The sequence below is a fragment of the Candidatus Aciduliprofundum sp. HYA1 genome, from assembly GCF_056175085.1.
Map to the genome: position 1 here is coordinate 261036 of NZ_CM149694.1, position 15789 is coordinate 276824.

A 15789-nucleotide genomic window follows, 5' to 3' on the forward strand; every position below is an offset into this window, starting at 1 on the left:
TTATCTTTAAATCCTTTTCGGAAAAGGTTTATGTGGAGCGCATGAATTTCCCACATATGATTATTGCAATTCCCAGCACGGGATCTGAAGGTCTGGACAGCGAGGTGAGCATGCATTTCGGACGCACCCCCTACTACACATTCGTGCACGTGGAGAATGGAGAGATAAAAAATGTGAAATCCGTGGCCACACCCTTCGAGGAACACGGGCCAGGAGATATTCCCTTATTCATAAAGGAAAATGGTGGAGAGATAGTGATAGCATACGGAATGGGCCAGCGTGCGGTGGATTTTTTCAATCAACTAGGAATCAGGGTAATTCTGGGTGCCTACGGCCGCGTGGGCGATGTTGTGCAAGCGTTCATCGAAGGAAAGATTGAAGTGGAGAAAAACTGGAAGGAGAAGGGGGATTTTGGCCACCAACATTAAGATCTTGAGAGAAGACCCTGCCTTGCCACCTTTATGGCGTTTGGTATGGCCCTCTTGAAGATGAAGCCCTTCTGGAGAACTAGGTCCTTGAGGAGATACACGGGTCTGAGATAGAAGGATATGTAGGCCCACTGCAGCATCCTGCTTATTTGCGCCGTGGTGAAGTGTTTCAACTTCATAATTGGATCAAGGGTTGTGTACTTGCGCCAATTAAATGTGAGAATCCACTTGTTGGCCAGCCCAAGGTTCCAGAGCCTCGTTCCGGGATAGGGCGTTGCCACCGTGAATTGGGCATAATCCACACCAACCTTCTTTGAGAATTTTATTGTCTTTTTCACATCCTCCTTGGTTTCATAGGGAAATCCAATTATGAATGCCCCAAGAGCGTGAAGTTTATGCTTCTTTGCCTTTCTCACAGCAGCCAGGGATTGCTCAGGAGTTATCCTTTTGCCTATGAAATCCAGCGTCTTTTGGGATCCAGACTCTATGCCAAAATAAACGGTGTGGCATCCTCCCCTCTTAAGCGCTTCTGCCACCTCATCGGTGAACAGATCAACGCGGGAGGATGCGGTCCAGGATATATCCAGACCTTCCTCAATTATTCTCTTGGTGATCCTTATGGCCCTGGGCCTGTTCAAGGTGAATGTGTCGTCCAGAAACTCTATTTCTCTTATTCCGTACTCATATCTCAGGATTTTGAGTTCCTCTATTACCCTGGCATCACTGTGGCCACGCCATCTCTTACCGAATTGCAAAGAGGAGGAGCAAAATGCACAGTTAAAAGGACATCCCCTGCTGGTCATAACAGTGCCGAACCTCACACCATCCGCCTGATACTTGTCCATGGGAAGCAAATCGTAGGATGGCATGGGTATCGTGTCCACATCCCTTATCAATGGCCGGGGAAGGTTATTCTTCACCTTGCCGCCCATATTCAAACTCAAGCCGGGGATGCTGGAAACATCCCTTTTACACGCAATGGAATCAACGAGTTCCTTGAATGTTATCTCACCCTCACCACGCACAATGTAATCTATGCAGGGACATTCCTTAATTGTCATTTCAGGCACGAAGGTAACATGGGGCCCACCCATAACGACCTTAACGTTTTCGTTGTGCTCCTTTGCCATCCTCGCCACAATGTAGGCATCTGGAATCATTGAGGTGGTGGCAGTTATACCCACAATATCCGGGTCGTAACTCTTCAGAATTCTTTTCACATCATCGTAACTGTAATCCTCGGCCAGGGAATCCACTATCCTAACATCATGCTCATCACGAACCATTGAAGCCAGGTAGGCCAGTCCCAGTGGTGGCCCGGTGGTGCCAACGATGGCCTTGATTGCACTAATGGTGGGCGGAGAGATCAGAAGAATCCTCATAAATATCGCCTCACTTGGCCAGTTCCATATTCTTTGCAGCGTATTCTATCTTCAGATCGTCCATTTTAAGATCGTACTTCTGGGCAAGTTTGCTCCATTCCTCCTCCATCAGCACACACCCGGGATCTGGGGCGAGTATGTCTCCATAATACGCATATGCTCTTGCACGGCATCCCCCGCACACGTACCTGAACGGGCAGGTATGGCAAGCGTAGTTTTCAGCATCCCTGTCCCTGAGTTTGTTGAATACCTCGCTATTCCTCCACACATTTGCAAATCCATCCTTCAGAACATTGCCCACCTTAATTGGAAGGAACACGCATGGTTGTATGTCCCCATTGTGCTCTATTGAGCAGTAAATGCGGCCAGCACCGCATCCACCTATGAATTCGGTGAGAGCCTTTGCAGCACCACCAAATTCAGCGGGTAGTTCCATCTCGGCAAAGTGGGTTGGGGAAACCTTGGAGCCACCTTCACTTTCCATGGCAGTGAGGGAGATACGGGAGTACGCTGGACACGTGGAGAATATTTGCAGATCCCCCTTCTGCCATTCCTGATAAAGGTAATTCATAAGTTCCTCCCTCTCCTGGGGGGTTAAATCCTCACGTATTATGTTCTTTCCCCTCCCCGTGGGTATGAAATTGAAAACGATGACCCTGTCCACCTTCAACTCTCTGGCCAGTTTGATTATCTCTGGGATGCTGTCAAGATTCTCATGCGTCGCAGTTGTTGCTATTCCAACCTCCAGTCCGGCAGCCTTGGCATTCTTTATCCCGCGAATCGTCGCCTTGAAAGCCCCCTTCACCCCTCTGAACTCATCGTGTATTTCAGGAGTGGGCCCATCAAGGCTTATTTCTGCATACCTTATTCCCACCTCTTTCAGCTTCTGGGCCATCTTCTCTGAAATCAAGGTGCCATTGGTGGCTATGGAAAGATAAAAGCCCTTTGAGGCAGCGTATCTCGCCACTTTTAGAAAATCCTTATTTGTCAAGGGCTCTCCACCGGAGAATGATATGGCTGCCACACCAGCCTCATCAAGCTGGTCCACAACCTGCAACTTCTCCTCGAGGGTCAACTCATCCGGTGCGGGATACGGAGTGGCATTTGCATAGCAGTGCTTGCATTTGAGATTGCACTGCTTTGTGAAGTTCCACACCACCATAAACGGGGCTATCAGCCTCTGCGGTTTTGTGATCCCATATTCTGCAACGCTTCTTATTATGACCGCAAAACCCTTACGCATATAGGGATCCTTTAAGAAATCCTTTATTGCTTCGGGTTTTGCCCCAAATTTTTCAGCACCCTTTTCAAGGGCCTCACCCACAATTTTAGCGTGCATCCTATCCCTTACGCCGCGGGGTTTTTCTACCCCCGCATAGATGGCAAATGAGTGCTCCAATTTTTTTACCTCTGTCATCTCCTTCAGTATGAACTTGGTGAATTTATGATCCATCACCCTGTGCAGGTAGTCGATTATCTCTCCTTCATCCATATAGTTTCCCATTTTCACACCTCCTTTTCAAGTTTTCCCAGATAATCCAGCGCCTCCTCCAGATGATTTATAAACTCATCATACCTCTCCTTCCCCATGCTTTCGAGGGAGTTCCTTATGTCCGATAGCATTCCTATCAGTTTCCTTCTTTCCATGTGAATGATTCCTATAAGATCCACCATTGCTGAGTAATTGTAACAGCGATCCCCCTTGCTTCTCTCCACGAGCCCATAGCGCAGCAGTTTGTTTAGTTCATTGACCACCGAGGAATAGGCCCTGTTCAACTTGCCGGCAATTTCCCTGGCACCCATTGGCTTCTGGTATAGAGCGAGGAGTGCGTATATGGACGCCTCCATATTTGTGAATCCCCAGTGAATCAACAGGTTGCGAAGTGTCTTGTATGCCTTTGTTTTTGTCAAATCTCTCATAGTTATGATAATTATCATAACAAATATAAACATTTCCATACGAGCCCGTGCAATAGAGGGTTTCTGACAAGCAAAGAATTAAATAAGATGATGGGTTCCAGTATTTCAAAAAAAATTGAAATAATAAAGGAGTGATGTGCATGTTTAGAAAAATACTGTTTCCGACAGACTTTAGCGAAGGAGCAAGAAGGGCCATTGAAAGATTTGAGAAGGAGAACGAAGTGCCCGTGAAGGAGTGCATATACCTGCATGTCATAGACGAGGGAGTTGTGGAGGAATTGCTCAATGGATACTCCTTTCTCTACAAGAGAGAGGAAAACGAAATAAGGGATGTTTTGCATAAAATCAAGGAAGAAACGCTTAAGAAAATGGAGGAGCACAGGGAGAAAATAAAAAACATGCTCAATGCGGAAAGCATAAAGATTGTGGTGCGTGTTGGCATACCATACGAGGAGATTGTGAGGGTGGCAGATGAGGAGAATGTATCGCTCATCCTCCTCCCATCCCACGGCAAACTCGGATACTCCCACGAACTCTTCGGCTCAACGACAATGCGTGTGCTCAAAAAAACAAAGAAACCTGTGCTGGTGATAAAAACCCACAGGGGCGAGTGAGATGGACTATCTTCGCCTGAAAAATCACCTTGACAAGTTTCTTCCGGTTTATGTCACCATCTCAATGATTCTTGGCTTCATCATCGGAATGCATATGGACGTGAAAAAATACAGAGAGGTTTTTCACTGGCTCAATCTGGCAGTTGTCATATCCATGATTTACCCGATGATGGTTAACCTGCGCCTCGGAGAATTGAAAAATTCGATGAAGCAGGGCAAGCAACTCGCCATAGGACTCACCATGGGTTTGATCATAGCCCCTGTTCTTATGTGGTTTCTCATATACCTTGTTTCCCTGGCATATCCCCTGAATCCGCAACTCGCCCTGGGTCTGATGCTCGCCATGGTGGTTCCCTGCTCGTCAATGAGCATCGCATACACCGGCTTATCTGAGGGTAACCTTGAACTGGCAACGATAATCGTGGCTTTCAGTTTCATTCTGGCAATAATAACAGTGCCTGGATGGCTCTGGATTTACGCATCCTCCTCGCACATCTCCGTGCCAACGATGCTCCTGATAATAACGATAATTGAGGTGGTATTCGTGCCGATGTTCTTCGGAATAATAACGAGGGCCTACCTATTGAAATCCCGTGGAACCGAGGGATTTCTGAAACTAAAACCCCTGTTTCCTTCCATTTCCCTCATTGGAATGTACCTCATAGTTTTCCTCATATTCATGGAGAAGGCAAAACTAATAGCAAAGAAGCCAGAGATGGTTCTCGTTGCCCTGATTCCCCTGATACTATACTACCTCATTTCCCTTGGCCTCCTGACCTATTTGAACAGGGCACTGGGAATAAGGTACGAGGATCATATGGCCATAACATTCCCCTCCGTGGGGAAGAACGAGGGTACGGCGATGGCAATTGCGGTAAGCGCAGGTGTTGGTTTGATGGCCATAGCACCTGCCGTGACCCCCATCATTCAGATACCCTTCCTGGTGGGCTACGTGAAAATGTGGAAAAGGATCGCGGAATTCTGGAAAAAGAAAAAACACTAACCTCTTTTTTTTATTTAAGAAAAATTTTAATACAAAGCCCCCATGCTTCAAAAAAAATTGAATTAGGTGCACCTAAAAGGTGATTAAAATGTTCAGAAAAATACTGTTTCCGACGGACTTTAGCGAAGTGTCAGAAAATGCTCTGAGATACGTGAAGAAATTGAAAGAGGCAGGCACGGAAGAGGTTATCGTACTGCACGTAATAGACGAAAGGGACATGGAGGCCATGGTTGAAGGGTGCCTATTCAAACACGAGAATGTGAAGGAATGCGAGGAAGAGACAGAAAAGAGAGCAATCAGCAGAGCAAGGGAAAGAATGCAGCCCGCAGTGAAGGCGCTTGAAGAGGCGGGCCTGAATGTTAAAACGGTGGTAAAAATAGGCAACCCTTCAAAGGAGATTGTGCATTTGGCGGAAAAAGAAGAGGTATCCCTCATAGTGATGGGAACCCACGGATACAGTGCACTTAGGGAGGCCTTTGTTGGGAGCGTGGCTGAAAATGTGATCCACTATTCCTGCATTCCAGTTCTTCTGGTAAGGAGGAAGTAAAATGGCGCTTGAGAGATTCATAAGAATAACCAGATGGATGGTTAGCCACATAGCCCTTCCAGTGGGCATAGCGATGATTCTCGGCATAGTTGCGGGGTACTTCACTCCTCCCGCTCTGGCAAAGAAATTGGAATTCACCATTATAATAGGGCTTTTCTGGATGCTGTACCCTATGATGATTGACCTGAAACTTGGAGAGTTGAAGGAAATATTCAAAAGACCAAAGAGGATCGGCACCTCGCTTCTTCTCAACTTCTTCGTATCACCACTCATCATCGGGTCCTTCGTGATTCTTCTCCTATCCTCCAATCCCCGGGTTGGCGCGGGACTTCTTCTCGTGGGTATAAGCCCCTGTTCGGCCATGAATACTGCAGCCACGGCATTCGTGGGTGGTAATGTGGAACTCACGCTGGGAATAATATCCATAAGTTATCTCCTCACAATAGTGGCAGTGCCCCTGTGGGCAACCGCGTTCATGGGCAGAAGCGTGCCAGTACCCCTGGCATTCATGATGCGCCAGATTGCCCTGGTCATTCTCATACCCATGTTCCTCGGCTGGATTACCCGGATTGCGCTGAAAAGAAAAATGGGCGAGGAGAAATACCTGAAAATCGTGCCCTCCTTTGAAGGGTTCTCCTTTCTGGGCGTGCTGTTTATGATATTCTTCCTGTTCGTGATAAACGGCAGAAATATCATAACGTACTGGCACGTGCTCGCATTCGTTGTGGTGATTTCCATAGTGTTCTTCGCAGTGATGATGCTTATAGCCATTTTAGTTCCCAGACTGTTCAGATTCAACTATTCGGACAGTGCGTCTCTAACGGTGACATCCGTGGCAAAGAACGAGTCCATCGCCATGGCCCTGGCATTCATGCTCTACGGCCCCACGGCAGCGATGAGCGTTGCAATCGGAGGCGTTCTCGTACAGGTGCCCTTCATGGTCTCATACATACAGTTCATATCCAAGCGCTTGAAAAACTTCTATGGGAAGAAGAATGCCACTCCCACTTAACCTCTCTCACCCTTTTTTACCGTGCAAAAATGCACAAAGTTAAAATAATCTCAATCATTTTGTATTACAATGCCAAAAAATGTTCCCCAATGGCTAAAGGAGTCGCTTGATAAAAAGGGAGGGTTGGAGAGTGTACTGAAAAACATACCTTCAAGGGAAAATCTAAACAAAAAAGCAAAACTGCATGCGGCCCTTGGAGATCCCATTCGCCTCAAAATTCTATGCTTTCTTGGTGAGCAGAGATCCTGCGTGTGTCTGATAAAGGATGTTGTGAACCTAACCTACTCCAAATTATCATACCATCTATCCATAATGAAGAGGGCAAACCTGATATCAGGAAGGAAGGAGGGAAACTACGTAATATACTCACTCACAAAACTGGGCAAAAAATATTACAGGGAGATATGTAAGGAACTATGAACTTTCAACCTTCTCCATCCGATTTTGCTGTTTTGCCATTTCCTCCTGATACTCCTTGGCTGTTTCTATCAACTGGTTTGCAAACTTATCCCGAAGCATTTCCTTAACCTTGATGAATATTTTGTACTCCTTGGCCGCCTTCTGGGCAACCTCTGGAGGGGGAAACTCTATGGCACCAACAGGACACAGATTGGCGCAGGTCTGGCACCCAACAAGGCAATTATAGGGTTTCACAACAATGGGCTTTCCACTTACCAGATCGTAGGCATAAACTCCCCTGCCACACACCACGGCGCATAATCCACATCCTATGCACACAGCGGGGTCTATCTTGGGATACCATCTTATTTCCTTACGCGGAACTCCAAACCAGTAATCGAATTTTTTATCACCCATTTTTACCACCATGGGGGATAATGCATTGAAAGTATTTCAATTTTTTTTGAAATATTGCATCAATTTTAAAATTTTGATGGCATGAGGATCCGTGATAAAGAACAAAGAATTGTTGATTGAGCATGGGAACAGAGATGTGAGGGAAATTCTGCTCTCCCTTGCAGATTCACTGCTTGAAGAGATCAGAGCAGATAAAATCGTAGAGGAGAACGTAAGAATCGAGGGCAACTCACTCTTCATCATGGAAAAAGAAATACCTCTGAATTTTCGGCGTATTTTTATCGTTGGGTTTGGCAAAGCCGCGGTGCCAATGGCCCGTGCCATGGAGAAAATTCTGGGAGAGAGAATTTGCGCAGGAATTATAAACAGCCCGTATGGTGCAAAATTGGAAAAAATCAAGGTGAATGTGGCATCTCACCCCCTCCCAGATACGGGGACTATCAAAGCCTCCAGGGAAATAGTGAATCTTGTCAAGAGCGCTGGTGAGAATGACCTCGTGATCGTGCTTGTTTCAGGAGGGGCCTCCTCTCTCTTTGAAATTCCAAGGGATGGGATGAGTTTGGAAGAGGAGAATGAAATTGTTAAGGGTGCAATGTTGAGTGGAATGGACATAATTGAACTAAACAAACTTCGCACCTCCCTATCAAGCGTGAAGGGTGGAAAATTCCTGAAATTCGTGGACCCTGCAAAGTGTATCTCCATAATAATATCCGATGTTGTCGGTTCCCCAGAATTTGTGGGTTCAGGCCCCACATATGGAGAGTATGGTGATTGTGAGAACCTTGTTATTGCGGATAACAGGTATGCACTGGTAAAGGCAAAGAATATTGCGGAAAAAATGGACTTGAAGGCAAGAATCTCCAACATAATTCTCAGAGGAGAGCCCAGGGAAATGGCAAAGATCATCGCAAAAGACATGGGTGATGGAATAACAATCTGGGGCGGAGAGACCGTGGTGAAGGTCACGGCCAAAGGTAAAGGCGGTAGAAATCAGGAACTGGTCCTCTATCTGGCAAGGGAGATAGATGGAGAAAATGCAGGATTCATCTGCATGGGCACAGATGGCATTGATGGTCCAACAGATGCCGCCGGGGGCATAGTTGATGGGAGCACATTAAAAAGAATCAAAAATATGGGTGTGAACCAAGAGGAGATGCTTTTGGAGCACAACTCCTACGAGATTCTAAAAAAATTGGCTGATCTGATAGTAACCGGCCACACGGGAACGAATCTGGCAGACATATGCCTGGGCTACAGGGCCTGATCACATATCCTTTATTTTCTCCCAGATGCTCCTTGCCCGCTCGTCCAGTATCTCGTTCAGCAAAAGGGAGAGTAGAGCCTCGTCACTTGGGGCCTTTTTTCTTTTCAATCCTTTCATTTTCTTATGGGTATTATGCAGAGAAATTTAAATTCTTTTGCACTTTCATTTCTGTACCAGTGGGGCACATCGGGCTCTATGTACAGAAAATTTCCTGGGTGAACCTTTACCTCCTTCTCTCCCGCACCTATTATGCCCTCGCCCTCAAGCACAAATATCTCGTGCTCCCAGGGATGCTGATGCTTTGGAATTATTCCTCCCGGACCCATGGTAAATAACCTCAACGCGTAATTCTCGGCTCCCTGCTCCTCTCTTATGAGCCATTGAATCCACACATCCTTTGTTTCTGTGCCGTCCATTCCAACCATGTGCACTTTTTCCTTCTTCACATCATCAATATGAGAGATGTACATGCTAACCACGCAATTGTAAATGCCAGATATATTATAAACATTTTGAGGACAATACTCTAAATAGTTTATTCAAATTACCCCCTGTGAGAGAGGAAAACAGCAAACTCAGATGCTTCTCACCGGCGTGGTTTTCGGCGGTTATGGGAACCGGCGTGTTCGCAACTTCAACCTATTTTCTGGCAGATGGAAACGAAGCGATGGTTCTTCTATCAAAGATTATAGTTAGCATAAACGTACTTATGTTTATAGCCATACTGATTCCCTGGGTGGCCAGATGGATCATATATCCAAAAGATGCCCTTGCAGATTTTCAGCATCCACTTAGGTCAAATTTCTACGTGACCTTTGGGGTGGGAATGCTTGTTCTATCCACAAATTTCTTCATCATTGAAAAAATGCCGGAGATAGGGCTTGCATTCTGGATTGCAGGTACCATTGAGGTCATCCTGGACAATTTCCTCTACATGTTCTTCGTGTTTTTCAACAGAAGCATAAAACTTGAGCACATAAACCCTTCAATATTCATAAAAACAACAGGCCTATTTCTCGTCCTGGGTGCAGGGAGGGCAGCAATACCCTACCTCTCAGATTTGAGTTTGCAGTCCATAAACATAATTTTTGACTTCACGTTTGGAGTGGCATTCTTCATGTACATAGGGCTCCAGACAATATGGCTATTGAGATACATAATCTCAGCCCCGCTCCAATCAGCAACGATGCCAATGTTCTGGATCAACCTTGGACCAATTGGAGCGGCCATAACTGCACTTCTATCGCCCCCAATATCAACAGAATTTCAGAGCATAGGAGTTTTCTTCGCCTCTCTGTTCTGGGGCTACGGGGTTTGGTGGTTCGTGCTCTCATTGACAACCACAATATACTATGCAAAGAGAATTTCTCTGCCCTATAAGAGCGCGTGGTGGGCCTTCACATTCCCCCTTGGCGCCTTCATAGTTGCATCCTATTACTACCAGCAGTACAAGAACTACTCTCTGCTCATATACTTCAACTGGTTCATGTACATCATCCTGGCTATATTCTGGGTGCTCACATTCATATTCACCCTGCATCGCATAATCACAGGGAAGATAGATGACTGTGAATCCCTTAAAGTTTAGAAAAACTTAAAATGTAAAAGCCATAACCTCAGCCATGGAGTTCCCAGAAATTGAAACTGCAGAATACGAATATCCAAATACACGGGAGGCGGTGGAGTACGTTTATCCGGAGTTAAGTGCTGTGTGTCCTCAAACGGGATTACCTGATTACTACATTCTTCGCATAGTGTACGAACCGGATAAAAAACTGCCCGAATTGAAATCCCTGAAAATGTATCTTCTGGCATACCGTAACTACGGGATATGGCACGAGCATCTTGCAAACAAAATTCTTGAAGATTTCAAAAAAGCCGTGGAGCCGAGATGGGTTTATGTGGAACTCTACGTGAACAACCGCGGTGGAATATATACCACGGTGCGAAGATTCTGGAGCAGGGAAAATGGGGACGATATATTGGAGGCAATAAGGAGAGGGAAGGAGCACCCACATCTGAGATTTTAAAAAAATAAAAATTCAGGGAAGTTTGGGAACTCCCAATTCTTCCGCAATCGCGTTCATCTCGTCAAGTACCTTCTTGTATATTGGAACTCCAATCTTCAATCTCGTTTCGTAGGTCAAGAAACCTTTCTCGCCATGAACCCATATGCGCTCGAATTTTGGATGCTTCTTTGCGTTGCGAAGTTCATCAAGATACTTCTTCATATTTTTCTTGAACTCATCGGCATCCCCGAAGGCACCAGGGTCTATGGCCATAAAGAAGTGCCCCACATCGCTGTGCTTATCGCTTGTGCCCCCAACATGCTTGCTCCAGGTTGCACCGTTGAGGATGCCTGCAAATATATCCACTATGGCTCCCAGTCCATAGCCCTTGTGTCCACCGCTCAACTCGCCGAGCCCTCCTAGGGGCAAGATGGTGCCACGGGGACTCAGAATCTCGTTTGGATCGTGTATTATCTCTCCGGTCTCGGTGCTTATGGCCCACTCTCCTGGCACGGGCTTGTTCTTCCTGCGGTACACCTCAACCTTACCGCTGGGCACAACGCTTGTGGCCATATCAAGGAGGAAGGGATTCTCGCCATCCACAGGTGCAGCCACGGCAATAGGACTTGTGCCCATAAACTTCTCCATTGCACCCGTATGCGCAACCAAAGGGCGAGAGGTTGTCATGCTCACCCCAATGAGTCCCTCCCTCGCTGCCATGAGAGGATAGTATCCTGCTATTCCGTAGTGGTTGCTGTTCTTGACACCTACAATGCCCACTCCAACCTTCTTGGCCTTCTCAATGGCTAGTTTCATGGCCCTGTGGGCCACCACCTGACCAAGGCATTCATCACCGTCAAGCACGGCAAATACAGGGCTCTCCTTAACAATCTTTATATTTGGATGCACGTTCACCGCTCCAACCCTTATACCATCAACGTACCTCTTCAACCTCTGAACACCATGGCTCTCAATGCCGCGCATATCGGCCATTATGAGATTATCGGCCACGATCTTAGCATCCTCCTCGGGCACATCAAGGCGCTTGAAAATTTCCACAACGAAATCAAAGAGTTTATCCCTTGGAATCCTCACATAGTTTTCATCAACAACCGTTTTTTCGAACATAGTAGAGGAATATTCAAACCCCTATATACGAATTTCCATATCAAAGGGAGGCAAAGAGACCCAGGGAGGCAATCAAAACCACAACACCTGCTATTAAAACTCCCACAAAAATTGCCAACATGGATTTCTTCACATCAAACTTGAAAAGGTAGGCTATGAGACTCCCAGTCCACGCCCCCGTTCCCGGGAGCGGTACGGCAACGAAGAATATGAGGGCAAGGTACTCCCAGCGGCGGACCTTTCTATCCGCCTTTCTGTAGGTTCTCTCAAAGATCCAGTCCAATGCACGGGCTATTTTTTCACTCTTTCTCAGGTACCCTTCAATCCCCTCCAGGAAGAGGAGAATGAGGGGCACGGGTATCATATTCCCAATTATGGAAATTATGAAAACGAACAGAGGAGAGAGGCCCCAGTAAATTCCAAGGGGGATAGCGCCCCGAAGTTCAGCAAAGGGTAGCATGGATATCAAAAAGATGTAGAGGTAGGGGCTCATCTACCCACCAGTGATGGATAAAAGTGCTTCTTTCCCCTGCGTTCCTTGAGTTGGTCCCATTCATTGAGAATCCTTACGGCCTCGTTTGCCACCTTTGCCACGGGCTCCTGAGGGACGACCTCAAATTCATCGGTTATGCGATTCGCAAACACGATGGCAACACTTCCAGCGCGAAGGCCATATATGTTTGCCACAGTGAATATTGAGGCGGCCTCCATCTCAAAGTTCAGAACATTCGCTCTGCGCAGATCATCGATTATGCTCCTTGAGAAGGATTGCTCGTATCCCTTAAATCCGGGCCTGCTCTGCCCAAGATAGAATGAATCTGTGCTGGCAGTTATTCCCACATGGTACCTGAAACCAAGGCTCTCTGCCGCCTCTATCAGGGCGAGGAGAACCTCATAATCCGCACTGGCAGGATACTCGGCACGCACATATTCTTTGCTTGTACCCTCAAGACGAACTGCGGAGGATGATATGATTATGTCCCCCACATCTATATTTGGCTGAATTGCCCCCGTGGAGCCCACACGAATGAATGTATCCGCTCCAATTCTTGCAAGTTCTTCAAGGGCTATGATTGCTGAAGGAGAACCTATGCCCGTGGAGGTTGCCGAGATATCCACGCCCTTATACCTTCCGGTATGGGTTTTAAATTCCCTATGGTATGCTACCTCTCTCCTCTCATCCCAGAGGGAGGAGATCACATCCACACGCTCCGGATCTCCCGGAAGAAGAACGTACCTTGCCACATCTCCGGGCCTGCATTGGATATGGTACTGCATACCCCTGCTATCCTGGGGATTGTTGGACGAGGAGAGACGCATGGTGAACCATAAGTTGTGCCAATACAAATATTTTTCAACAAAATTTTTTAGCACGTGCAGCATACGGGACCCCATGGCAAAGATAGTGATGAGACATATTGAGGGAATGAGATTCGTGGGAGAGACGGATACCCATAGCATAGTCCTGGAATCCGAATATCTTGGTGAGCAGAAGGGGCCTGCACCCATGGAGGCCTTTCTGATGAGCCTTGGGGGCTGCACGGGCATGGACGTGGTGGCAATTTTGAGGAAGATGAGAAACGAGCCAAGAAGATTTGAGATTGAGATTGAGAGCGAGAGGGCCCAGGAGCATCCCAAGGTTTACACAAAGGTTCACATAAAGTACATATTCTGGGGCGTGGACTACGAGAAGGCAAAGAAGGCTGTGGAACTCTCGCAGAATCGCTACTGCCCTGTCAGTGCGATGCTGAAAAGAAGCGGTTGCGAGGTTACCTACGAAATAATCCTGAAGGACTGATCCATAAGAATAAGCAGGGCCCGGGCCAGGGCCACCCTGGTAAACCCTCCCGCGCGGAGAAATGCTCTAGAGAGAAGAGAAATCATATCCACGCCTCTCTCTTCCGAAATTTCGATGTTCATAGCCACGGCCATCATATCTCTCTCATTCCAATCCCTTAAAAAGGATTGCACATCAAAATCCATTTAGATTTTAATTTTTGAAAATGATACCCCTCAGCCCGCCCGTCTCTCATCATCATCAGTTAAGGCTGAACTCATCATCGGGGCATATTGGTATGTTTTTCATCCTTAATTAGATTTTTGCGTCGGGAGTATTTAAAGTAAAATATGATTTTTGAAATAAAACTGAATTTTTAAAATACAATCAATAAAACCTATTTCGTGCAAAATGGGTTTTTAACGATATTTCCTTTCAATTTTTTTCCATAAAAATTTTTTATAATTTTCTCTTATTTTGCGTCAGGAGTATTTAAAGAAGATGCATTATCTCCGTCCTGACAAAATTCACCCATGAGAATATTTTTATAGAATGCGTGTATTTCTATATCTGTAAATTCGGTTTAAAATCAACCATGTGGTGTGGAAACCTCCAAAAGCGTGCATACTCGGGTATATTTTTCTTTTCGTTTAAAATCAACCATGTGGTGTGGAAACTCGAAAAATGCGCATTCCTTCGCAGTCCTCTTTATTCTCTCGTTTAAACTCAACCTCAAGGTGTGTGGAAAGCACGAACATTTAAATACGGCGGAGAAATCTTATGAGTATGGGGGATGGGAATTTGAAGGATCGCGTGGAGTATTTGACATCTCTCCGGCTTCTCACCAGCGATAAATATGGAATATGGGGCTGGGATCCACTGCTGCTCATTCTCGGGCTCATCCTTATTGCCCTTGGTGTTGGGAATCCCTATTTCCCCGGGCTCTGGCGCCTCGGAATGATAATCCTAGGCGCGGCGATGATCATCGCAGCCTCCATAAGGATTGACAAAAGATTCGCCCAATTCAAGAGGGAAATTTTTGAAGAGATAGAGAGATGCGAGAAGATTTAAAATAGGGATGCCATATGCTCCCATGCTCACATTCGTAGGTCTCGGACTGGGAGGCGTGGAGGACATAACTCTCCGGGGAAAGAGGGCAATTGAGGATGCGGATTTGGTATTTGCAGAGTTCTACACCTCAAAACTCATAAATGCGGGGATTGAGGACCTTGAAAGGTTCTACGGAAAGAGAATAACGCTCCTTGGCAGAAACGAGGTTGAGAATGGAGAAATAATTATGAAGGAGGCTAAAAATAAGAAGGTTGTTCTTCTCGTTGCAGGAGATCCCATGATTGCCACCACCCATGTGGCTCTAAGAATAATGGCACAGGAGAGGGGTATAGAAACGAGGATTGTGCATAACGCATCAATAATATCGGCCGCTCCCGGGCTCCTGGGATTGCAGAATTACAAGTTCGGGCGCACGGTATCCATTCCATTCCCCCAGGAGAATTTCTTTCCAACCAGCGTTTACGATCACATAAAGGAGAACATCAGAATGGGACTGCACACCCTCGTGCTCTTGGACATAAATCCTAGGCCAATGAGTGCAAATGAGGCCATGCAGATCCTCCTTGAAATGGAAAAAATGAGGGGAGAGGGAGTAATCTTGGAAGATACGATAATCGCAGTCGTTGCTCGTGCAGGTTCCGAGGATGCGTTTGTTCGAGCGGGGAAAATTAAGGATCTCGTAAAGGAGGATTTTGGTCCCCCACTGCACACCCTCGTAATTCCGGGAAAACTTCACTTTGCAGAAACAGAGGCTCTAATAAAACTGGCAGGTGCCCCCGAGGAAATACTCGATTAGGGGCAAATTTATATCCTTTCCC

Annotated in this window: 21 protein-coding genes; 12 read left to right on the forward strand and 9 right to left on the reverse strand. The window is 46.4% G+C overall.

Translation table 11 applies throughout. The features are described 5' to 3' along the window. The first annotated feature begins 56 nt into the window (after window positions 1-56). On the forward strand, window positions 57-428 hold the full coding sequence (locus AC0S1O_RS01475) for a NifB/NifX family molybdenum-iron cluster-binding protein (protein ID WP_475393993.1): 372 nt from the start codon (window positions 57-59) through the stop codon (window positions 426-428). Here AC0S1O_RS01475 and AC0S1O_RS01480 read toward each other — a convergent pair. Genes AC0S1O_RS01480 through AC0S1O_RS01490 form a run of 3 tightly spaced genes read right to left on the reverse strand, consistent with a single transcriptional unit; the run spans window position 425 to window position 3730 of the window. Further along, window positions 425-1810, reverse strand: a complete 1386-nt coding sequence (locus AC0S1O_RS01480; RefSeq protein ID WP_475393994.1) for a B12-binding domain-containing radical SAM protein — start codon at window positions 1808-1810, stop codon at window positions 425-427. The genes AC0S1O_RS01475 and AC0S1O_RS01480 overlap by 4 nt on opposite strands. 10 nt (window positions 1811-1820) lie before the next feature. Then, window positions 1821-3314 (reverse strand): radical SAM protein, encoded by a 1494-nt coding sequence (locus AC0S1O_RS01485; protein WP_475393995.1) that lies wholly within the window; start codon window positions 3312-3314, stop codon window positions 1821-1823. A 2-nt stretch (window positions 3315-3316) separates the two neighbouring features. Beyond that, window positions 3317-3730 (reverse strand): helix-turn-helix domain-containing protein, encoded by a 414-nt coding sequence (locus AC0S1O_RS01490; protein ID WP_475393996.1) that lies wholly within the window; start codon window positions 3728-3730, stop codon window positions 3317-3319. Window positions 3731-3870: 140 nt separating this feature from the next. Here AC0S1O_RS01490 and AC0S1O_RS01495 point away from each other — a divergent pair, with 140 nt between their 5' ends. The 5 genes from AC0S1O_RS01495 to AC0S1O_RS01515 all read left to right on the forward strand — a co-directional run bounded on the left by AC0S1O_RS01495 (window position 3871) and on the right by AC0S1O_RS01515 (window position 7326). Beyond that, window positions 3871-4344 (forward strand): universal stress protein, encoded by a 474-nt coding sequence (locus AC0S1O_RS01495; RefSeq protein ID WP_475393997.1) that lies wholly within the window; start codon window positions 3871-3873, stop codon window positions 4342-4344. A 1-nt stretch (window position 4345) separates the two neighbouring features. After that, window positions 4346-5347, forward strand: coding sequence for an arsenic resistance protein (locus AC0S1O_RS01500; protein ID WP_475393998.1), 1002 nt, complete (start codon window positions 4346-4348; stop codon window positions 5345-5347). Between the two features lie 88 nt (window positions 5348-5435). Next, complete coding sequence (locus AC0S1O_RS01505) at window positions 5436-5894, forward strand: universal stress protein (protein ID WP_475393999.1); 459 nt, start codon at window positions 5436-5438, stop codon at window positions 5892-5894. Between the two features lies 1 nt (window position 5895). After that, window positions 5896-6906: an arsenic resistance protein gene (locus AC0S1O_RS01510; RefSeq protein WP_475394000.1), complete on the forward strand. Its 1011-nt coding sequence runs from the start codon at window positions 5896-5898 to the stop codon at window positions 6904-6906. 69 nt (window positions 6907-6975) lie between these two features. After that, complete coding sequence (locus AC0S1O_RS01515) at window positions 6976-7326, forward strand: ArsR/SmtB family transcription factor (RefSeq protein WP_475394001.1); 351 nt, start codon at window positions 6976-6978, stop codon at window positions 7324-7326. On the opposite strand, the gene AC0S1O_RS01520 is transcribed toward AC0S1O_RS01515, so the two are convergent. After that, a complete protein-coding gene (locus tag AC0S1O_RS01520; RefSeq protein ID WP_475394002.1) occupies window positions 7321-7734 on the reverse strand; it encodes a 4Fe-4S dicluster domain-containing protein in 414 nt (137 codons plus the stop codon). The two genes, AC0S1O_RS01515 and AC0S1O_RS01520, sit on opposite strands and share 6 nt — an antisense overlap. Before the next feature lie 79 nt (window positions 7735-7813). Between AC0S1O_RS01520 and AC0S1O_RS01525 the strand changes: the two genes are divergently transcribed. After that, window positions 7814-8986, forward strand: coding sequence for a glycerate kinase type-2 family protein (locus AC0S1O_RS01525; RefSeq protein WP_475394003.1), 1173 nt, complete (start codon window positions 7814-7816; stop codon window positions 8984-8986). Between the two features lie 113 nt (window positions 8987-9099). Here AC0S1O_RS01525 and AC0S1O_RS01530 read toward each other — a convergent pair whose 3' ends face one another. Further along, complete coding sequence (locus AC0S1O_RS01530) at window positions 9100-9456, reverse strand: cupin domain-containing protein (RefSeq protein ID WP_475394500.1); 357 nt, start codon at window positions 9454-9456, stop codon at window positions 9100-9102. An 83-nt stretch (window positions 9457-9539) separates the two neighbouring features. Between AC0S1O_RS01530 and AC0S1O_RS01535 the strand changes: the two genes are divergently transcribed. Further along, the gene (locus AC0S1O_RS01535; RefSeq protein WP_475394004.1) at window positions 9540-10574 is read left to right on the forward strand and encodes a TDT family transporter; all 1035 of its coding nucleotides are present in this window, start codon (window positions 9540-9542) and stop codon (window positions 10572-10574) included. A 34-nt stretch (window positions 10575-10608) separates the two neighbouring features. Next, window positions 10609-11016, forward strand: coding sequence for a preQ(1) synthase (gene queF / locus AC0S1O_RS01540; protein ID WP_475394005.1), 408 nt, complete (start codon window positions 10609-10611; stop codon window positions 11014-11016). Window positions 11017-11028: 12 nt separating this feature from the next. On the opposite strand, the gene AC0S1O_RS01545 is transcribed toward queF, so the two are convergent. The 3 genes from AC0S1O_RS01545 to udp are packed head-to-tail and all read right to left on the reverse strand — an operon-like array spanning window position 11029 to window position 13443. Then, on the reverse strand, window positions 11029-12123 hold the full coding sequence (locus AC0S1O_RS01545) for an Ldh family oxidoreductase (protein WP_475394006.1): 1095 nt from the start codon (window positions 12121-12123) through the stop codon (window positions 11029-11031). A gap of 40 nt (window positions 12124-12163) precedes the next feature. Continuing rightward, entirely contained in the window at window positions 12164-12616 is a 453-nt protein-coding gene (locus AC0S1O_RS01550; RefSeq protein ID WP_475394007.1) for a COG2426 family protein, read from the reverse strand. Then, window positions 12613-13443 (reverse strand): uridine phosphorylase, encoded by an 831-nt coding sequence (udp, locus tag AC0S1O_RS01555; protein WP_475394008.1) that lies wholly within the window; start codon window positions 13441-13443, stop codon window positions 12613-12615. Before udp ends, AC0S1O_RS01550 begins: the two co-directional genes overlap by 4 nt. A 73-nt stretch (window positions 13444-13516) precedes the next feature. On the opposite strand from udp, the gene AC0S1O_RS01560 reads away from it, so the two are divergent. Beyond that, window positions 13517-13921 carry an OsmC family protein gene (locus AC0S1O_RS01560; protein WP_475394009.1) on the forward strand — a complete coding sequence of 135 codons (405 nt, stop codon included), beginning with the start codon at window positions 13517-13519 and terminating at the stop codon, window positions 13919-13921. On the opposite strand, the gene AC0S1O_RS01565 is transcribed toward AC0S1O_RS01560, so the two are convergent. Then, on the reverse strand, window positions 13897-14106 hold the full coding sequence (locus tag AC0S1O_RS01565) for a hypothetical protein (RefSeq protein ID WP_475394010.1): 210 nt from the start codon (window positions 14104-14106) through the stop codon (window positions 13897-13899). The two genes, AC0S1O_RS01560 and AC0S1O_RS01565, sit on opposite strands and share 25 nt — an antisense overlap. 580 nt (window positions 14107-14686) lie before the next feature. Here AC0S1O_RS01565 and AC0S1O_RS01570 point away from each other — a divergent pair. Together AC0S1O_RS01570 and dph5 are read left to right on the forward strand one after the other, a co-directional pair. Beyond that, on the forward strand, window positions 14687-14971 hold the full coding sequence (locus AC0S1O_RS01570; protein WP_475394011.1) for a hypothetical protein: 285 nt from the start codon (window positions 14687-14689) through the stop codon (window positions 14969-14971). Window positions 14972-14993: 22 nt separating this feature from the next. Next, window positions 14994-15767: a diphthine synthase gene (gene dph5 / locus AC0S1O_RS01575; protein ID WP_475394012.1), complete on the forward strand. Its 774-nt coding sequence runs from the start codon at window positions 14994-14996 to the stop codon at window positions 15765-15767. Window positions 15768-15789 lie beyond the last annotated feature (22 nt).